Raw genomic sequence first — 17,862 nt, 5'->3', positions numbered from 1 at the left:
AAGCCGGCAAGTATAACGGGGATGGGCCTTGCGGCGTAAGGGCAGCGCGTCAGCGAGCGGTAGTGGGGCCGCACCAGAGGCGTTAGGGGCAGGTCAGGGTTTGCGCGGCGGCAGCAGGCGCGGCAGGCGGGCTTCCAGGCGGCGCTTGAGTTCGGCCTCGATCTGCGGCACGAAATCGTCGATCACGTCCTGCAGGATCAGTTGCGCAGCGGCGCGCAGTTCGCCGTCCAGGCGCTGCAGGTCGCGGGCGCTGTCTTGCAGGCGCGGCTCCAAGCTGGCGCGCAGCGTGGCGCTGCTGGCAGCGGCCGACGGGCCGCTGGGCGGCGGGGCGATATTGAAGGGTGGCGGCGGGCCGGGCGGCGCGCTGACGATATCGGAGAGCACCGGGATGCTGTCCGGGTCGAGCGAATCGATCAGCAGCGGCGGCTCGAGGCTTTCGTCGCCCAGCAGTTCGCGGATCGACTCGAGGTCGTTGAGCAGTTGGGTCGGCTTGTGCGGGGGCTTGTCCATGGGGCGACGCGCTTTACAGTTCTACGCGCTTGGGATCATACCCGCGCTGGCGATAGGTACGGAAATTCTCGCGACAGGCGTCGAGTAGATCCGGCTGTTGGTTGACGATCTCGATGATCCGCGCGAAGCGTTCGACATGCGGCGACAGGCTGCTGCCGAGGTTGATCAGCACGCCCTGCTCGAAGCCCGGCGCCTCGTCCAGGCCCAGGGTCACCGGCGACTGCGGGGCATCGCGGTGCAGGTCGTGGGGCACGAAGCGCTCGGCCTTGAACTCCCACAGCAACTGGTCCAGCGCCTCGCACTGCGCCGTGTCGCCGCCGCGGACGAACACCGGCAGGCCGGCGCTCCAGGCCTTCAGCGCCAGTTGGCAGGCGGCACGCAGGCGGCCTTCGGCGTCGCTGGAGGAGAGGACGTAGAACTCGATACGCATGAGGGGGCTCGGGGAACGCTATGGGTGGCTGGGGGGCTTGAGTTGCCAATGTGCTCGGCGGCCTTGGCTTCAGGCCGCCGGGCGGAGCGCTGCGCGCTCCTCGTCGGGCTTCGCTGCGCTCAGCGCCAACCTACGCGCGATCCAGCAGGTACTGGGTCAGCAGCGGCACCGGGCGGCCGGTGGCGCCCTTGTCCTTGCCGCCGCTGATCCAGGCGGTGCCGGCGATATCCAGGTGCGCCCAGTGATAGTTCTTGGCGAAGCGCGAGAGGAAGCAGCCGGCGGTGATGGTGCCGGCCTTGGGCCCGCCGATATTGGCGATGTCGGCGAAGGGGCTGTCCAGCTGCTCCTGGTATTCGTCGTACAGCGGCAGCTGCCAGGCGCGGTCGTCGGCCTGCTCGCCGGCCTTGAGGATCTGCTTGATCAGCGCCTCGTTGTTGCCCATCAGGCCGGAGACGTTGCTGCCCAGGGCGACGATGCAGGCGCCGGTGAGGGTGGCGATGTCGATCACCGCCTGCGGCTTGAAGCGCTCGGCGTAGGTCAGGGTGTCGCACAGCACCAGGCGGCCTTCGGCGTCGGTGTTGAGGATCTCCACGGTCTGCCCGCTCATGCTGGTGACGATATCGCCGGGGCGAGTGGCGCGGCCGCTGGGCATGTTCTCGGCGCAGGCCAGCAGGCACACCAGGTTGATCGGCAGTTGCAGCTCGAGTACCGCCTTGAGGGTGCCGAACACGCTGGCGGCGCCGCACATGTCGTACTTCATCTCGTCCATGCCGGCCGCCGGCTTGATGCTGATGCCGCCGGTGTCGAAGGTGATGCCCTTGCCGACCAGGGCGAAGGGTTTGTCGTCCTTCTTGCCGCCCTGGTAGTGCATGACGATCATCCGCGGCGGCTGCTCGCTGCCCTGGGCCACGGCGAGGAAGGCGCCGGCGCCGAGCTCCTTGAGCTTCTTCTCGTCGAGGATGTCCACCTTGAGGTTCTTGTGCGCCTTGCCCAGGGCCTTGGCCTCTTCGGCCAGGTAGCTGGGGTGGCAGAGGTTCGGCGGCAGGTTGCCGAGGTTCTTGGTCAGGGCCATGCCGCTGGCGATGGCGCGGGCGTGCTGCGCGCCGCGCTCGACCGCGGCCAGTTCGGCCTTGTCGGCGATCAGGGTGATCTTCTTCAGTGCGCGGGCATCAGCCTTCTGGCTCTTGAACTGCTCGAACAGGTAGTCGCCGTCGGCCAGGGTTTCCACGATCAGGCGCGTCTTGCCGTAGGCGTCGCGCCCCTTGACCTTGAGCTCGCCGAGGGCCAGCACGGCGTCGCTGCCGCCGAGGCCCTTGAGCACGCCATGCAGGCTTGCAACCAATTTGCGCAACTGACGGTCGGATAGATCGCCCTTGCCGCTGCCCACCAGCAGCACGCGCTCGGCCTTGAGTCCGGGCAGGCTGTGCAGCAGCAGGGTCTGGCCCGGCTTGCCGGCGATGTCGCCACGCTTGAGCACGGCGGAGAGGGCGCCGCCGCTGGCCGCGTCGACGGCCTTGGCGGCTTCGCCCAGCTTGCGGCCTTCGCCGATGGCCAGCACCAGGGTGGCGGTCTTCAGGGTTTCCGGACGGGTGCTTTTGACGAGGAATTCCATATGAGCTGTCCCCAAGACAAAGAGTCGGGTTTGGCGGATAATGCCCGCTATTTTTTCGAGGGCCCGCCGCAAGGCGGGCCGGCAAAGGTGCGGCTAGTGTGAGCGTTCGCGCCCGAGCCTGACAACCCTGGAGCGTCCGGTTTGATCGTCTTCCGTTATCTGTCCCGCGAAGTGCTGGTAACCCTCAGTGCGGTGAGCGCCGTGCTGCTGGTGATCATCATGAGCGGCCGTTTCATCAAGTACCTGGCGCAGGCCGCGCAGGGGGCGCTGGACCCCGGCGTGCTGTTTCTGATCATGGGGTACCGGATTCCCGGCTTCCTCCAGCTGATCCTGCCGTTGGGCCTGTTCCTCGGTTTCCTCCTGGCCTATGGCCGTCTCTATCTCGACAGCGAAATGACCGTGCTCTCGGCCACCGGCGTCAGCCAGCAGCGGCTGACCGCCTACAGCATGGCGCCGGCGCTGATCGTCGCCCTGCTGGCCGGCTGGTTGAGCATGGGCCTGGCGCCGCAGGGCGTGGCCGAGGTGTCGCGCATTCTCAACGAACAGGATGCCCTGACCGAGCTGGACACCCTGGTGCCGGGGCGCTTCCAGTCGATGAAGGACGGCTCGCGGGTGACCTATTCGCAGGAGCTGTCGGCCGACCGCAGCGAGTTGCGCGGGGTGTTCATGTCGGAGAAGCGCTTCTCCGCCGACGGTCGATCCGAACGCGGCATCACCGTGCTGGTGGCCGAGAGCGGGCGCCAGGAAATCCAGGCCGACGGCAGTCGCTACTTGATCCTGGAGAACGGCTACCGCTACGACGGCGAGCCGGGCGAAGCCGATTACCGCGCCATCCAGTACGACACCTACGGCGTGCTGCTGCCCAAGCCGGAGGTGGCCATCGAGGCCAGCGAGCGCGAGGCGATGCCGACCCGCGAGCTGCTGGGCAGCGATGATCCGCGCCTGCAGGCCGAACTGCAGTGGCGCCTGTCGATTCCGCTGCTGGTGTTCGTGGTCACCCTGCTGGCGGTACCGCTGTCGAAGGTCAACCCGCGCCAGGGGCGCTTCCTCAAGCTGTTGCCGGCAATCTTCCTGTATATGGCCTATCTGGGTCTGCTGATCGCGGCCCGCGGCGCGCTGGACAAGGGCAAGCTGCCGCCCGGGCTGGGGCTGTGGTGGGTGCATGGCATCTTCCTGGCGATCGGTGTGCTGCTGCTGTACTGGGAACAATTGAGCCTGTGGTGGGCCGGCCGCCGCGCTGCGGCAGTGGAGGTGGCCCATGGCTAAGCTGGATAGGTACATCGGCACCCAGGTGTTCCTGGCCATTCTCGCGGTGCTGGGCATCATCCTCGGCCTGGCCCTGCTGTTCGCCTTCATCGACGAGCTGGGCGACCTCAACAAGGGCGACTACGGCGTCGGCCAGGCGCTCTGGTACGTGCTGCTGACCGCGCCGCGGCGTGCCTACGAGATGCTGCCGATGGCGGCGCTGATCGGCTGCCTGATCGGCCTCGGCAGCCTGGCCAGCAACAGCGAACTGACCATCATGCGCGCCGCCGGGGTGTCCATCGGCCGCATCGTCTGGGCCGTGATGAAGCCCATGCTGGTGCTGATGCTGGCCGGCATTCTGGTCGGCGAGTACGTCGCGCCGCTGACCGAGAACCAGGCCCAGGCCGACCGCGCCCTGGCCCAGGGCGGCGGCGCCGCGCAGAGCTCCAAGCGCGGCATGTGGCACCGTCAGGGGCAGGAGTACGTGCATATCAACGCCGTGCAACCCAATGGCCTGCTGCTCGGGGTGACCCGCTACCGCTTCGACGACGAACGGCGCATGCAGTCCGCCAGCTTTGCACGGCGCGCCGAGCACCGCGGCGATCACTGGGTGTTGCGCAATGTGCAGACCACCCACTTCCGCGAAGGCGCCACCGAGGTGGTCAAGAGTCCCGAGGAGCGCTGGGACATCGAATTGAGCCCGCAACTGCTCAGCACCGTGGTGATGGAGCCAGAGTCGCTGTCGGTCAGCGGCCTGTGGCAGTACATCCACTACCTGGGCGAGCAGGGCCTGAACAACGCCCGCTACTGGCTGGCGTTCTGGAGCAAGGTGCTGCAGCCGCTGGTGACCGGCGCGCTGGTGTTGATGGCGATTTCCTTCATCTTCGGCCCGCTGCGCTCGGTGACCCTGGGGCAGCGGGTGTTCACCGGCGTGCTGGTGGGCTTCGTGTTCCGCATCGCCCAGGACCTGCTCGGGCCGTCCAGTCTGGTGTTCGGCTTCTCGCCGCTGCTGGCGGTGCTGGTGCCGGCGGGGATCTGCGCGCTGGCCGGGGTGTGGCTGCTGAGGCGTGCGGGCTGAGCTGCGCGTGCGCATGAAAAAGCCGGCTATCAGAGCCGGCTTTTTTCTGCCTGCGCCGCGCTACTTCTTGTGGATATTCTTCGGCAGCTGCACCACGCGGCTGTCGGAGTAAATGTCGTGCCAGGTGCGGCCCTGTTTGTCCCACAGCATCCAGAGAAAACCGAGGCCGGCGAACAGCCAGGAGCCGATGGCGACCACGAAGCGCAGCAGCGCCTGCCACAGGTCGATGGCGCTGCCGTCGGCGTTCTGGATGCGCAGGCCCCAGGCCTGCATGCCCAGGGTCTGGCCGTTGTGGGTCCAGAACTTGGCGAAGAAGGCGAACAGGCTGAGCAGCACCAGGCTGGCCAGGATCGGGTCGTTGTCCAGGGCGCCGGCTTCGGCCATGGCCAGCAGGGTCTCGCTGCCGTGGATCAGGCGCAGGATGCCCTGCTGATAGATCAGGGTGACCACCATGATCAGCGCGACGCAGAGCAGGAAGTCGTAGAAGATCGCCGCCAGGCGACGGATCAGGCCGGCAGTGGGGAAGTCCCCCTGCGGGCGCAGCTGGTGTCTCGGCATGATGGGCTCGCTGTGACGATAGGGCGCGCCATTCTAACCGCGACTTTCCTATGGGCATAAAAAAACCCCCGATGCAGCATCAGGGGTTCTTCAAAGCAGCGGCGATCAGCCCAGGATCTGAACCTGGTCGGCCTGCATGCCTTTTTGACCTTGCACAGCGACGAAGCTGACTTTCTGACCTTCTTTCAGGCTCTTGAAACCATTGCCTTCGATCGCGCGGAAGTGCACGAACAGATCCGGACCGCTCTCGGGAGTGATAAAACCAAAACCTTTCTCGTCGTTAAACCACTTGACGGTACCGTTCTGACGATTCGACATGTCTTTTTCCTTGAAACTAGAGTTGATGACAGCCTCTAACTATAGAGGGCTGAGACTGGTTGCAAGGAGTAATAGAAGTCGAGCGGGATGTAGCGGATCTTGATGATCTACTGCATCAGGTCACGATTCACAGCGACCCATGCAAACAGTGCAATCACTCTACGCTAACTTTTGCGCAATTGCCAACCCCCGCCGGCGCGGCTGTTGGCCAGGTTTTACGGGGCTCGCCGAGGGGCTGGGAAAGTGCAGTTGCAGCACTTGTGCGGCACGGCGCGAAGTCCCTGGCGCGGGCATGAAAAAGCCCGCAAGACCAAGGTCTTGCGGGCTCTAAGGTGGTGCCCGGGGGAGACTCGAACTCATGGCTGAAAGTCATGCTACTGCTGGTCTGGTCTGATTTGGTCGTAAGTTCATGCCCCCAAATATGCCCCCAAAATGAAAAGTACCCTCGCACTGTGGCCGAATTGTGCCCGCTGTGGGGGGCGGCAGGGCGTCGCCCAGTCATAGGCCCAGCTGCCAGCCGATTTGCTCAGGCGTTTGCCCGGTGCGCAGGTGGCGGCGTGCTGCTCGGCTCAGCTCATCCAGGGCGCGCCTCTCGAACTCTGCCGCCAGTGCTTCGGCCTTGCGGGCGATCAGCCGCGCCAGCTCGGGCGGGATATCCAGCGAGGGGCGGCGGCGGCGGTCGTAGTCGTCCAGGTAGTCGCAATCAATGGCTGTCATGGGTGCGGCCTCGTGGTGGTCTGCCCCTATTGTGCCAACCATGCACGGACAGCAGGCCGAAGAGTGGGGGTGAGAATTTCATTTTTCGCGGGTGTGAAAATTCGGCTCCCCCCGTCGTTCGGGCATTCCCTCGGGCCAGACTTTTTGCCCGCCCCCTGGCTTGTGCATTCGGTGCGGGCTTTCAGGGCCAGGAATGTACAAGGCGCACAAGCAGCAGGATCAGCGCCAGCCCAGGCGGCGCGCGGCTTTCCGCAGGCCATGGCGCGCGGTGTGGTGGAGCATTGGAAGGCCGAAAAATTGTCGGCTACCGCGCGGCTCAACGCCTTCCCCGTGGGGGCGGGGGGTAGGTCAGGGGCCCCGCCTACCTGCCGTCTGCGGGTTCGTCGGAGTGCCCGGCGCTATGTCTTCGCTCTGCCTGCCAGGGCGGGCGCTCGGTTGGTGTATGTCCGCGGCCCTGGGCGCCGGCCGGTGCGGCCGGGCGGACGACAACAACACAACAACCAACCCCCGAAAAATTCTCATACATAGCGCGGCGCCGGGGCCCGAATTACCCGCAGGGCACCCCCCGTCCGGGAGGACCCAAAGCAGGGGGGGCGCTGCCACCTTGCCGCTGGCGTGGTGAACGCTCGCCCCCTGGGCGTGCTCGATGCTCGGCGATGCGTCGTTTCAGTAACGGCCACAGCGTTACCACTGGCCGGGCCTGCTGTCGGTGCCAGCCTTATGGATGTGCGGGGGAACCGGGGGAACCGCCAGCAAGGGCGCGGCTTCCAGCGGTTCCCTCAAGGAAACAGGTGAGGGAACCGAGGGAACCGGCTCGGGCCGCGGGCGTGCTTTCGCCCTTCCTTCACCCTCCACAAGAAGAAATACAAGAATCAGCGGAAACGCCCGCCAGCAGTGGCCCGCGTTCTTTTCGCAGAAGTGCAGGAACGGGGGCACTTTGGCGTTATTGGTGAGCCCGCCCGCAACTTCCGGGATCACTGCGAGGGTGCGGCGCCATCGCTACCGGGCACCAGGCGCAGGTCAGGCGGGAGGCGTGGCCCGAATGGCGCACCAGGAGCGAACGGGTTCGGCAGCTCCTCAACCGGGCAACTGCGGATGAACTCCAGCAGGGCGGCCTGGCATGCCCGATACAGTGGCCCGCCTGCGCCCCAGGTCGTGCCGTGGTGGGTGGCGCTGTCCTCTGCCTTGGCGGCAGACACCAGCCCGGCCAGGCTCTCGCCGCCATCCTGGCGGGCCTGCTCCCGGTGTGCCGGGTTGATGCTCAGCATATCGGCCAGCCGGTCGAAGCCCAGCGCGCCGGCTATGTCGTCAGGGTCGCGCAACAGCACGGTGCCGAACGCCACCAGCACCTGGCGCGTGCCCTCCAGTTGTTCGGCGCGGTGCTCGCGGGCCTGGCGCTCCAGATCAGCCACCTGCTGGGCAGTGAAGGGCAGGAACTGACGCAACTTGCCGGCCTGGCGTCGCAGGGCGCGGCGCTCGGCGGTGATGCTGTCGCGCTGCTGGCAGGTGATGCGCAGTACGCGGCGGGTGATGGTCAAGGTGTCGCGGTGGGTGGTGCCCGGCTTGTTGCCTATGTCCGCCAGGATGGCGACTGTGTTCTGTGTCATCGGTGGTGGCTCCAGTGCGAGTCGTTTAAGTCCTTGATTTTGCTTAATTACTGAACAATTCAGGAATGGCCCCGGGGTGCGGCAGGGCAAGCCTGAATCTCCACATCCGGCCAGCGCCAGCGGGCCGCCTCCAGCGCCTCGGCGCGGGTCATTGGTTCGCCCACCAGCTGGCAACAGGGGCGCCCGCCGCGCATAACTGCCCAGGCACTGCGGCGCTCGGGTGCGGCCGGGCTGGTGGTGTCGATAGGGTGTTGTTCAGTTCGTGAGGGAACCGAGGGAACCGGGGGAACCGCCAGCAATGGCGCGGCCTCTGGCGGTTCCCTCAAGGAAACAGGTGAGGGAACCGAGGGAACCGGCGCAGCCTGTAGCCGGGCGATCAGTTGCAGGGCGCCGGCCATGGCTCAGCCCTCCAGGGGGTGCAGGTGGTACAGGCGGCGGCTCTGTCCGTCGGCCTTCACCTGCTTGGCGCGGTGGCCAGCCTCGCCCCGCTCAGCGATCCAGCCGGCCGCGTCCAGCACGTCCAGTACCGTGCGTTGCTCGAAGCCGGGCACGGCACGCCGTAGCCCCTCGCTGGTGAACAGCCAGGTACGCCGCGCGCCGTCCTCTCGCCACCAGCCGGCACGGTCACGGATCGGCGCGCAGTCCCTGCCAAGCTCGGAGAAGTGGGCTTCGCCATGGCGGGTGATGAACTCCAGCACCAGCGCCTTGATGGCGGCATCTTCGCTGGTGTCTGCGCTGCGTTCGCTCTGCCAGTTGCCGAACAGCTCCAGCATGGCCAGGCGGGCGGCATCCGGCGCCAGCGGCAGCAGCCCGCAACCGATGGCCAGCTCACCCGCCAGCGCCAGCAGGGCGAAGCGATCCGCGGCGCGCCCCTCCAGGTTGTTGCGGGGCTGGTACTGGCCGCGCAGCAGGGCCAGGGCCTCGGGCAGTCTGTCCAGGCCCTCGCCCTCCAGCAGGTGGCGAACAAACGCGGGGCCGGCGTGGCCGTAGTGGGTGACGCTGGCGCGCTTGATGGCCTTGGACAGGCTGGCGCCGTCGGTGTGGTCGTGTAGGTGATCCCAGCAGCCGAAGCGGCGGGCCGCGCTCAAGTCCAGCAGCCGCACCTCCTGGCCGGCTTTGCTGCGCTTTCCCGCCTCGGCCATCTTGGCGGGCAACGTCAGCTCACCGGATGACAGCAGCGACACGCGCCAGCGGTTGGTGGTGCGTGCGGCCCCGGTGCGGGTTGCTCGAGCGCGGCCGGTGCCGTTGGCCAGGGCGTAGACGATATCGCCAACCTTGGCCGGGTCGGCCTCGCCCAGCTCATCCAGTACCAGCAAGGCGTCATTGCGCTGGCTGGCGATCCCCTCCAGGCCGTTGCCGGTGGCGTTCCAGGTGCGCAACAGTTGCTCGCCGTGCCCCCAAACCGAGGCGGCGGCCTGGGCGATGCTGCTTTTCCCGGTGCTGCTCTTGCCGTACAGGTTGACCCCGCCGCTCTGCTGGCGCGCCGGATACAGCAGGGGGCCAGCCAGGGCGGCACAGATACCCAGGATCAACAGCGGGTTGCCATCGGTGAAGCGCGCCACACTCTCGCGCCAGCCCTCCAGGTCGCCGGCCCGGGTGAAGTCGTCCAGGTTGGCCACCTCGCTTTGCAGGATGGCGTCACCCTGGCCGATATTCTCGCCGGGCATGATGAACAGGGTGGATCCATGCCAGCCGGTGGCACTCGCCGCGGTGACTTGCCGCCCCGGGCGCTGGCTCTGGATGTAGCGGTTCAGCTGCTTGAAGCCGTCCGGGTCGATCTCTACACCCATGCTCAGCAGCTCGCCGCGCAAGTCCTCCCCGCTACCGCGCAGCATGGCCATGGGCATGGCCCATTCCCGCCACTGGCCCAGGGTATTGCGGAACCTCAGCAGGCGCCCGAACTGGCCGCCATTGCTGCTGGTGATGGCCTCGACGTGCAGAGGCGAGCAAACCCATTGGTCGAACGGCACGGGCGCAGCGTCGCCCTTGCCGGGCCGCTGGCCGTGCCAGTAGACCCCAGCGCGCAGCTTCTGGCCGGTGCTGGTGGTCATGGGGTGGTCGTAGACGCGAAAGGCCGGGCGCTCGATATCCGGCGCGGTGGCTTCGCTCACCAGCTGCAATACGGTGGCTTTTTCCTTGGACGTGCTCATGCTCGGGCCTCCTGCCATTGGCGCAGGTCGTTGAAGTCGGAAAGGGTCACGGGGGCGGCTGCTGGCCACTCGGGCAGCACCAGCCCGCAGCCCAGGGCGCCAGCGGTCTTGATAGCGGCGGTGCGGCCTGGGTTGCCGTCGGTCTGGCGGTCGTCGTCGCCGGCCACGATGAGTACCGCGTCGGGATAGCGGCGTTGCAGGCGTCGGCCCACGTCCAGCAGGTTGCCGGCATTCATCGCACAGGCCACGGCGGCGCCGGTCTCCTCAAAGATCGTGGCGCCGGTTGCCCAGCCCTCGCAGAGGTACAGCGGCTGGCCGGCGGTGATGCTGCCCAGGCTCGAACAGCAGCCCTTGACCAGGCCGCCACTCAGGAAGCGCTTGGCCCCGTCCGGGTGGATGCGCTGCAAGTTGACCAGCATCCCGTCACGGCTCAGCGGCACCAGCAGCACGTCACCCCGCTGGCGCAGGGTGTGCGATCGGCAGCCCTTGCCGGCCAGGTAGGGGTGGCCCGGATCGGCTCGGCGAGCGTCGCGCCACAGCCGGGCGGCATACTCGGCCGCGGCCTGCTGGCGCTGGTGCTGTTCGGCCTCGCGCTGGCGCCTGCCCTGCTCGATGCGCTGGCGCAGTTGTTCATGCTCCCTCGGGTTGGCTGGCGCGCGGCTGCTCCACTGCTGCCAGGTGCCGGCGTCCTTCCAGCTGCCATAGGCGCCAGCGGCGATGCCGTCCAGATGGAGCACATACCAGCCGTTACAGGTGCCGGCCTTGTCGCCTGGCACATGGAAGCGGCGCAGGGTGCCGTCAGGCACGGGCACCCACTCAAGCGGGCCATAGCTGGCTTGCAGGGCGTCGCGGAAGGCGCTCACGCAGTCCATAGCAGCACCTCCAGCCCGATCAGTAGCACCAGGTCGGCGCCAGCCGGTTGCAGCGCCAGCAGCAGGGCGCGGGCTTTTTTCAGGCAAGCCGAGCCCGTCGGCGCATGGGCGCCGTTTTTCGTGTGCATGGTGGTTACTCCTGCTGGGCGGTTGGCCAGAAGCCGGTGGCGGCCAGGAAGGCGTGGCCGGGCTGCTCGGCTGCTCGCGCCTCGATCACCTGGCGCTTGATGGCGTGCGTTTGCTGCTCGGCCTGCTCGCGCTCGGGCGGGCGCAGATCGACGCGCACGATGCAAACCAGGGCGGCGGGCAGTGCGTCGCGAATCATGCCGGCCAGCTCAAGCGCCAGCCCGCCGATGGTCAGCGCGGGCAGTTCGCGGCGGCGTCCATTGCTGGGGTGGCAGACGGTGACAACGTGCCCGAGGGTGGCGCCGTGCGCCATGGCGTGCCGGCTCATTGCGCACCCCCTTGGGCTTCTTGTCCGCTTGGCGTGCGGACAGTTTGCGGACGCTCTGCCGCCTCCTGGGCGTAATCGAGCTGGGCGGCCAGCTCGCTGGCTTGCTCGGCCAGGTACTCGCGCCAATCTGCCGCGGCGCTAAGGCCCAGGTCAGAAAGGTGGCGGGTATCGAGTAGCCCGCTGCGGATGCCGTCGTTCATCTCGGCGAACGCGGCCGGGTAGGCTTTGCGGATGGCGCGCAGGGTGGCGGCGAGCATGTCCAGCTGCTCACAGGTGGCCGTCAGCAGGTCGATGGCGTCCTGTGCCACGTTGGCGGCGGTCGGTGCCTGGCTCATTGCGCACCCCCTTTGCTTTCCAGCGCGCGGGCCAGTTCTTCGGCAACGCGCTGTTCCTCGGTCGCGTAGCCGTGGTCAAGCAGCTTGCGCAGCATGACCAGGTCGCCGCTCACAGCCCACAGCGCGTTACAGATGATGCTATCCGCCAGGCGTTCGTTACCTGTGCCATCGAACTGGCCGGACAACAGCACCAGCATGGCTTCTGCGCGGCTCAAGGCGCAGTCGATGGCATCAATCGGATAACCGGGCGGCAGGTCGCCGGCAACGGAAAGCACGCTCTCAGGGGTGCCTAGGTCGCGGAAAGTGCTCATTGCGCACCCCCTACGGCTTCCAGAGCTCGGGCCTTGGCCATGGCTGCGTTGTAGCGGGCCAGGCGAACGGACAGGGAACAGTCGGCGCGCAGGGCGGCCAGGGCGCGGGCCTTCCAGGCGGCGGCGTGTGATGCGGACGGATTGCGGGCGTGTTGCATGGGTGGTGCTCCTTTCGTTGTGGAGCTGCCACCGTTCGCGGCCAAGCGAGGGATGGTGACAGCTGTACGCGGGTTGGCCGACCGGGACGAAAGGGGCCCGGCACACCCGAAGGTGTCCCGCGCACAGCTGCCATAAAACGCGGGCAACAAAAAAGCGCCCGGGTACTGCTTGGCGCTTGTGCGCCTTCCGTAACTCAACCGGCCAAGGTCGGCCGCGGGATTGACCGCGACGGGCACACCATAGCGCCGACGGTGACGCTTGGCAACGGCTGGCAGGGTAGGGGCGGTATTCATGCGGCCACCTTCCGGCCCTTGCGGCACAGCATATCCAGCACCAGCCGGGCGCGGCGGCGCTCGCTGCGGGGCAGGCTGTAGCGGATCACGTCGCACGGCTGGCCCCAGTGGTTGGGCACCTTCTCCGGGATGCGCTTGAAAATCAGCCCGTGGTCGTTGGCCAGGTCGCTGATGGTGCTGTTCAGGCAGTGGTCGCCGATGCGCTCGGCCTCGAAGCGATTAAGCGGGCCGGCGTTCAGCAGGTGGCCCAGGATGCGGGCAATCTTGCTGGGTGCCATGCCCTGGCTGGTAGTGGTAGTCTGGCCGTGCGACTGGCTGCCTTGTTTCTCGGAACGGGTGGCCTTTTTCATTTAGGCGGCCTCCCCGCGGCTGGCGGCGATGCGCTCATCGCACCAGGCCAGCACCTCGGCCTCGTTCCACACTACGGACTTGGGGCCCAGGTTGATTTGCTTGGGGAAGGTGCCGGCCGCAATGCGGCGGTAAATCTCGGAGCACGACAGGCTGGTGATTTGCTCCACAGCCTGGCGCTTGATGAACTGTCGGGCGGTTTGGGTGGGGGTGGTTTTTCTGGCCATCGTGTCAGCCCTCCGGGGCATTGCAAAGCGTTGTTGGGAATCACGCTTTCAATGCTGGCCAGGTGGCTGGCGCCGTAACAGATGACAGATTTCAGTAAAGGGGTGACAGGTTCGGGGCTGTGCTGTGAATAACTTGCCGAATGTCAGGCAGGGTAGGGTGTGTAACCTGTCACCCCTTTTTCGGTGCTTTCTTGGCCACGGCGCCACCCTTCTTGCGAGCCGGCCAGGTAAGCGCCCATTGCATATGCCTGACTACGATGGCAGCTGGCTCCCCGAAACGATCCTTCCACCAGCGCCGCAGCTGCTCCCCGAGACCTATGCCGGTTTCGGCCGTTGGGTCTGTCTTACCGTTCTCGGTCACATCGCACCAGGCCGTCACAATGCGCCGGCCTTCTACGGGGGATAAAGGGTTGTCGGGGTTCATGAACTCGATGATCCCCGCGTGTTCGCGTAGTTGATCTTCTGCCAATGTGAGTTTCCGGCGATCCTCCGCCGCGGCCCGCCGACGTTGTTCGGCCTCTTCCTGGGCCTGCTGTAGCGCGTGCTCTAGGGTTTGCTCCCGAGCATCACGGCGCTCTAGCTCCCTTTCCAGGGCTGCAATGCGCAGCTCGGTAGCCTCCAACCGTTCCCCCGCGCTTTGCTCGCCTTCCCGGCGCTGCTGTGCCTGGCGCAGGGCGAGGCATTCCGGGGCGCTTCCAGATAGCGGCGGCTGGTGCTGCTCGGTTGGCTGTTCGCCCCCGGTGGCGATTGGTGCCGGCGCCACCTGCTGCAAGCCGGCGGCGATGGTGGCGCGGGCCTCTGCCTCGATTTCGAGCCGGCCTATCCAGTGCCGCGCGATCAATACCGCGCCGGCCTGGGTAGCCCCGTTGGTTGTTTCGATCGTATCCGCTGGCGCCCCTACGCTGTATCGGTCGAAGTAATCGGCCAGGGCCTCAATGGTTACGCCGCCGGCTCCGGTGGCAGGGTCGTACAGGGTCACGCTGACGGCGGTGTGGTTCAGGACGTGTGTGCCTGGGCCAATGGTGCGCAGAACATCGGCCAGCTCTCTTGCCAGCAGGCGCGGGTTAAGTCGTTGCTCTGCGGCCCACGACTCCACAACTTGAGTCAGTCGGACGCGGCCGAAGGGCTGAGGTGGTTGGTTTGGCAATGCCGCCATCCCTGTTTGTTCATACAGTGGGCGGCCCGATAGTAACAGGGCTTTTTAGTGTTTTGGGCAAGACTGGGGAACATGAGAGAAATATTCAGAAAGGCTCTAGCACTAGGCGCGCGCCACGTTTTCATGGTTCGCCAATTCGTGGCGCGCACGGGTCGGGTGCCGTTCATTGCTACGCGTCGTAGCGGCAGTGGAGCCAGCAGCGGGCGAGCGCCTTGGTTCCCTCGGTTCCCTCGGGTTCCCTCAGTGAGGGAACCGCTCAAAGCCCCGTGGCACTAAGCGGGTTCCCCCGGTTCCCTCGGTTCCCTCACAAATCGCAGGAGTGCGGCTTTCAGTCGGCAACAGCCTGCCGGCAAAGGGCTGGAACCGAGGGGGTCGCCCGCGACTTACACTTTCGTGAATTTCCAGGGAACCGGGGGAACCGCTGTCATGCCTTGCGCTTGATGCTCACCACGTTGGCGCCAGCGCACAGGGCGTCTATCGAGTCGGCCCACGCTTGCATCATCTCCCGGCGCTGCTCGAGGTAGGTCGCGTGGTTGTAGGTGTCGCGGATTTCGTCGGCGTCGCCGTGGGCTAGCTGGCGCTCGATCCAATCGCGGTTGTAGCCGCGGCCGTTAAGTTCGGTGCTCAGCAGGTGGCGGAAGCCGTGGCCAGTCTGGCGGCCTTTGTAGCCGGCATCGGCCAATGCCTTGTTGATGGTGTTCTCGCTCATCGGCCTGGCCGTTTCGTTGCGGCCGGCAAAGGCCAGGTCATAGGCCCCGGTGATTTCTTGGAGCTGGCGCAGGGTGGCGACAGCCTGGCGGGGCAGCGGCACCACATGAGCGCGGCGTGCTTTCATGCGCTCTTTCGGAATCGTCCAGGTAGCGGCGTCAAGGTCGAACTCAGCCCAGGGCGCGGCGCGCAGTTCGCCCGGTCGCACGGCAGTCAGCACCAGGAGGCGGATGGCGCAGCGGGTCAAGGCGTTGACCTTGGCGCTTTCGATCTTGCCCAGCAGTTCCGGAAGCTCGGCAAAGGTGACGTGTGGATGGTGGCGGGTCGCTGGCGCGTGTGCGGCGATAACGTCCAGGTCTGTCGCGGGGTTTGCCTCTACGGAGCCCTGAGCCAACCCGAAGCGGAATATCTGGCTCAGCCACTGGCGGGTTTTCTTGGCGACGTTGTGCGCGCCGCGGTCTTCGATCTTGCGGATCAGCGCCACCAGCTCGGGGCGGGTGATGGCCTTGGCTGGCCGGTGGCCGAGCGCCGGCAGCAGGTCAGATTCCAAGTAAGCCATGGCCTTGTCGGCGATCGATTGCGCCCAGCGCGGTGCCCGGTAGGCGTGCCACTGCCGGGCCAGTATCTCGAAGGTAAGCCCCTCGGCCTGTTGTGCCTGCTTGGCGGCCTTCCTCTGCTCGCTCGGGTCTACCCCGTCCGCCAACTGCTGGCGCGCTTCGTCGCGGCGCTGGCGGGCTTGCTGTAGCCCGATGATCGGATAGGCGCCGATGGCAAGTTTCTTTTCCTTGCCGGCGACCCGGTATTTCAGGCGCCACAGCTTGGAGCCGGTCGGGCTGACTTCCAGGTAGAGCCCGTGCGCGTCGCTGAGCTTGTAGGGCTTCTCCTTGGGCTTGGCGGTCTTGATGGCGGAATCAGTCAGCGGCATGGCTGTTGCTCTCCGTATCGGCGGCCAGCAGGAAGGCGCGGACGGCGGCGGTCTGCTCAGGCGTGAGGCGTAGGGTCTGGCGGGGCGTCTCGATGGTCAGGGCTTGCGCCATGCTCATCACCAGGCGGAAGGCATTGGCGCCAGCCCTTGGCCTGGCTGCGCGCTCGGCCTTGCGCGCCGCGCAGGGGTCAATGCCTTCGGCGAGTTGCTGGCGCGCATGGTTGGCGGCCTCTTGGGCCTGCTCCAGCGATATGGCCGGGAACGCGCCCAGGGCTAGGGTTCTTTCCTGCTGCTGGAAATAGAACTTGAGGCGCCACAGTTTGGAGCCGGTCGGTGTGGTGAGTAGGTAGAGGCCCTGGCCGATGCCGGTCTTGTATGGCTTGGACTTGGGTGGCAGCACTGAAAGCGCCGCAGCGTCTGGCTTTGCTTCCATTCTGGGGGCCTTTTTCGTGACCGAACTCAGAGGCCCCCAATTAGGCCACCAATTGTGGGGGCTTACAAGAGAACCTACGGGAAGCACAGGCAACAAAAAGCCGGCTCAGAGGCCGGCTTTCTTGGTGTTCCGAGGCTTTTGGGGAAGTCTCGGTAAGTATCAGTGGTGCCCCGGGGGAGACTCGAACTCCCACTCCTTTCGAAAACGGATTTTGAATCCGCCGCGTCTACCGATTCCGCCACCGGGGCACGATGGCGGCGCAGTATAGGGATGCCTCAGGGTCCGGTCAATCGGCGTGCGTGGCCAGTTTGGGGGAATTCCGGTAAGCTTTGCCGCCCTGCAGAATTGCCCCCTCCGATCATGCGTGTTGCCGATTTCCACTTCGATCTTCCCGAGTCGTTGATCGCCCGTCATCCCCTGGCCGAACGTCGGGCCAGCCGTCTGCTGCAACTGGACGGGCCCAGCGGCGAACTGCGCCACGGCCAGTTCACCGACCTGCTCGGCCATCTGCGCGCCGGCGATCTGATGGTGTTCAACAATACCCGGGTGATTCCGGCGCGGCTGTTCGGCCAGAAGGCCTCCGGCGGCAAGCTCGAGGTGCTGGTGGAGCGGGTGCTGGATCAGCACCGCGTGCTGGCGCACGTGCGTTCCAGTAAATCGCCCAAGCCCGGTTCGCAGATTTTCGTCGACGGTGGCGGCGAGGCCGAGATGGTCGCGCGTCACGACGCCCTGTTCGAGCTGCGCTTTACCGAGCCGGTGCTGCCGTTGCTCGAACGCGTCGGTCATATGCCGCTGCCGCCTTATATAGACAGGCCGGACGACGAGGCCGACCGCGAGCGCTACCAGACCGTCTACGCCGAGAAGGCCGGTGCGGTGGCGGCGCCCACCGCCGGGTTGCACTTCGACGACGAGCTACTGGCGGCGATCCGCGCCAAGGGCGTGGACACCGCCTTCGTCACCCTGCACGTCGGTGCCGGCACCTTCCAGCCGGTGCGTGTCGAGCGGATCGAAGACCACCATATGCACAGCGAATGGCTGGAGGTCGGTCAGGACGTGGTCGACGCCGTGGCCGCCTGCCGGGCGCGCGGCGGTCGGGTGATCGCGGTGGGTACCACCAGCGTGCGTTCGCTGGAGACGGCGGCGCGCGATGGCGAGCTGAAGGCCTTCAGCGGCGACACCGACATCTTCATCTACCCGGGCCGCCCCTTCCATGTGGTCGATGCCCTGGTGACCAATTTCCATTTGCCCGAGTCGACCCTGCTGATGCTGGTGTCGGCCTTCGCCGGCTACGCCGAGACCATGGCCGCCTACCGCGAGGCCGTGGCGCAGGGCTATCGCTTCTTCAGTTACGGTGATGCCATGTTCATCACCCGCAATCCCGCCGCGCGCGGGCCCGAGGTTTGAGTATGTCGCGCA

At 66.5% G+C, this 17,862-nt stretch carries 22 protein-coding genes and 1 tRNA gene; 3 read left to right on the top strand and 20 right to left on the bottom strand.

Going from position 1 to position 17,862, the window contains the following annotated elements:
• Positions 1–93: 93 nt before the first annotated feature.
• From ACIGFL_RS21975 to ACIGFL_RS21965, 3 genes are all read right to left on the bottom strand, one after another.
• Positions 94–510, bottom strand: coding sequence for a DNA polymerase III subunit chi (locus tag ACIGFL_RS21975; protein ID WP_122108843.1), 417 nt, complete (start codon positions 508–510; stop codon positions 94–96).
• A 13-nt stretch (positions 511–523) separates the two neighbouring features.
• The gene (locus ACIGFL_RS21970) at positions 524–940 is read right to left on the bottom strand and encodes a DNA polymerase III subunit chi (RefSeq protein ID WP_397498563.1); all 417 of its coding nucleotides are present in this window, start codon (positions 938–940) and stop codon (positions 524–526) included.
• Positions 941–1,070: 130 nt separating this feature from the next.
• Positions 1,071–2,552, bottom strand: a complete 1,482-nt coding sequence (locus tag ACIGFL_RS21965; protein WP_397498562.1) for a leucyl aminopeptidase — start codon at positions 2,550–2,552, stop codon at positions 1,071–1,073.
• Positions 2,553–2,693: 141 nt separating this feature from the next.
• On the opposite strand from ACIGFL_RS21965, the gene lptF reads away from it, so the two are divergent.
• Both lptF and lptG read left to right on the top strand, forming a co-directional pair.
• Positions 2,694–3,818 carry an LPS export ABC transporter permease LptF gene (gene lptF, locus ACIGFL_RS21960; RefSeq protein ID WP_021442064.1) on the top strand — a complete coding sequence of 375 codons (1,125 nt, stop codon included), beginning with the start codon at positions 2,694–2,696 and terminating at the stop codon, positions 3,816–3,818.
• Entirely contained in the window at positions 3,811–4,875 is a 1,065-nt protein-coding gene (lptG, locus tag ACIGFL_RS21955; protein ID WP_021442063.1) for an LPS export ABC transporter permease LptG, read from the top strand. The genes lptF and lptG overlap by 8 nt, the downstream gene beginning before the upstream one ends.
• A 60-nt stretch (positions 4,876–4,935) precedes the next feature.
• Here the strand turns inward: lptG and ACIGFL_RS21950 are convergent, their stop codons facing one another.
• From ACIGFL_RS21950 to ACIGFL_RS21870, 17 genes are all read right to left on the bottom strand, one after another.
• Positions 4,936–5,433 (bottom strand): RDD family protein, encoded by a 498-nt coding sequence (locus ACIGFL_RS21950; protein ID WP_397498561.1) that lies wholly within the window; start codon positions 5,431–5,433, stop codon positions 4,936–4,938.
• A 105-nt stretch (positions 5,434–5,538) separates the two neighbouring features.
• Positions 5,539–5,751: a cold-shock protein gene (locus ACIGFL_RS21945; RefSeq protein ID WP_003298189.1), complete on the bottom strand. Its 213-nt coding sequence runs from the start codon at positions 5,749–5,751 to the stop codon at positions 5,539–5,541.
• Between the two features lie 498 nt (positions 5,752–6,249).
• The gene (locus tag ACIGFL_RS21940; RefSeq protein ID WP_397498560.1) at positions 6,250–6,468 is read right to left on the bottom strand and encodes a hypothetical protein; all 219 of its coding nucleotides are present in this window, start codon (positions 6,466–6,468) and stop codon (positions 6,250–6,252) included.
• A gap of 974 nt (positions 6,469–7,442) precedes the next feature.
• The gene (locus ACIGFL_RS21935; RefSeq protein WP_397498559.1) at positions 7,443–8,075 is read right to left on the bottom strand and encodes a hypothetical protein; all 633 of its coding nucleotides are present in this window, start codon (positions 8,073–8,075) and stop codon (positions 7,443–7,445) included.
• A 401-nt stretch (positions 8,076–8,476) separates the two neighbouring features.
• A complete protein-coding gene (locus tag ACIGFL_RS21930; RefSeq protein WP_397498558.1) occupies positions 8,477–10,225 on the bottom strand; it encodes a DUF927 domain-containing protein in 1,749 nt (582 codons plus the stop codon).
• The gene (locus ACIGFL_RS21925; protein ID WP_397498557.1) at positions 10,222–11,097 is read right to left on the bottom strand and encodes a toprim domain-containing protein; all 876 of its coding nucleotides are present in this window, start codon (positions 11,095–11,097) and stop codon (positions 10,222–10,224) included. Before ACIGFL_RS21925 ends, ACIGFL_RS21930 begins: the two co-directional genes overlap by 4 nt.
• Positions 11,085–11,225, bottom strand: a complete 141-nt coding sequence (locus ACIGFL_RS21920) for a hypothetical protein (RefSeq protein WP_397498556.1) — start codon at positions 11,223–11,225, stop codon at positions 11,085–11,087. The genes ACIGFL_RS21925 and ACIGFL_RS21920 overlap by 13 nt, the downstream gene beginning before the upstream one ends.
• 5 nt (positions 11,226–11,230) lie before the next feature.
• Positions 11,231–11,551, bottom strand: coding sequence for a hypothetical protein (locus ACIGFL_RS21915; RefSeq protein WP_397498555.1), 321 nt, complete (start codon positions 11,549–11,551; stop codon positions 11,231–11,233).
• Positions 11,548–11,886, bottom strand: a complete 339-nt coding sequence (locus ACIGFL_RS21910; protein WP_397498554.1) for a hypothetical protein — start codon at positions 11,884–11,886, stop codon at positions 11,548–11,550. The genes ACIGFL_RS21915 and ACIGFL_RS21910 overlap by 4 nt, the downstream gene beginning before the upstream one ends.
• Positions 11,883–12,197, bottom strand: coding sequence for a hypothetical protein (locus tag ACIGFL_RS21905; protein ID WP_397498553.1), 315 nt, complete (start codon positions 12,195–12,197; stop codon positions 11,883–11,885). Before ACIGFL_RS21905 ends, ACIGFL_RS21910 begins: the two co-directional genes overlap by 4 nt.
• On the bottom strand, positions 12,194–12,355 hold the full coding sequence (locus ACIGFL_RS21900; RefSeq protein ID WP_397498552.1) for a hypothetical protein: 162 nt from the start codon (positions 12,353–12,355) through the stop codon (positions 12,194–12,196). The genes ACIGFL_RS21905 and ACIGFL_RS21900 overlap by 4 nt, the downstream gene beginning before the upstream one ends.
• 290 nt (positions 12,356–12,645) lie before the next feature.
• Entirely contained in the window at positions 12,646–12,999 is a 354-nt protein-coding gene (locus ACIGFL_RS21895) for a hypothetical protein (protein WP_397498551.1), read from the bottom strand.
• Positions 13,000–13,224 carry a helix-turn-helix transcriptional regulator gene (locus ACIGFL_RS21890; protein ID WP_397498550.1) on the bottom strand — a complete coding sequence of 75 codons (225 nt, stop codon included), beginning with the start codon at positions 13,222–13,224 and terminating at the stop codon, positions 13,000–13,002.
• 169 nt (positions 13,225–13,393) lie between these two features.
• On the bottom strand, positions 13,394–14,380 hold the full coding sequence (locus ACIGFL_RS21885; protein WP_397498549.1) for a hypothetical protein: 987 nt from the start codon (positions 14,378–14,380) through the stop codon (positions 13,394–13,396).
• A gap of 424 nt (positions 14,381–14,804) precedes the next feature.
• Positions 14,805–16,013 (bottom strand): tyrosine-type recombinase/integrase, encoded by a 1,209-nt coding sequence (locus ACIGFL_RS21880; protein ID WP_397498548.1) that lies wholly within the window; start codon positions 16,011–16,013, stop codon positions 14,805–14,807.
• Positions 16,000–16,413, bottom strand: a complete 414-nt coding sequence (locus tag ACIGFL_RS21875; RefSeq protein WP_397498547.1) for an Arm DNA-binding domain-containing protein — start codon at positions 16,411–16,413, stop codon at positions 16,000–16,002. Before ACIGFL_RS21875 ends, ACIGFL_RS21880 begins: the two co-directional genes overlap by 14 nt.
• Before the next feature lie 196 nt (positions 16,414–16,609).
• Positions 16,610–16,694: transfer RNA gene (locus ACIGFL_RS21870), tRNA-Leu, on the bottom strand.
• A gap of 112 nt (positions 16,695–16,806) precedes the next feature.
• Here ACIGFL_RS21870 and queA point away from each other — a divergent pair.
• Positions 16,807–17,850, top strand: coding sequence for a tRNA preQ1(34) S-adenosylmethionine ribosyltransferase-isomerase QueA (gene queA / locus ACIGFL_RS21865; protein WP_397498546.1), 1,044 nt, complete (start codon positions 16,807–16,809; stop codon positions 17,848–17,850).
• Positions 17,851–17,862 lie beyond the last annotated feature (12 nt).

The sequence above is a fragment of the Pseudomonas sp. NPDC077649 genome, from assembly GCF_044542855.1.
GTDB lineage: Bacteria > Pseudomonadota > Gammaproteobacteria > Pseudomonadales > Pseudomonadaceae > Aquipseudomonas.
The sequence above is the reverse complement of the archived record's forward strand: the minus strand, read 5'-3'. Positions and strand labels throughout refer to the sequence as shown.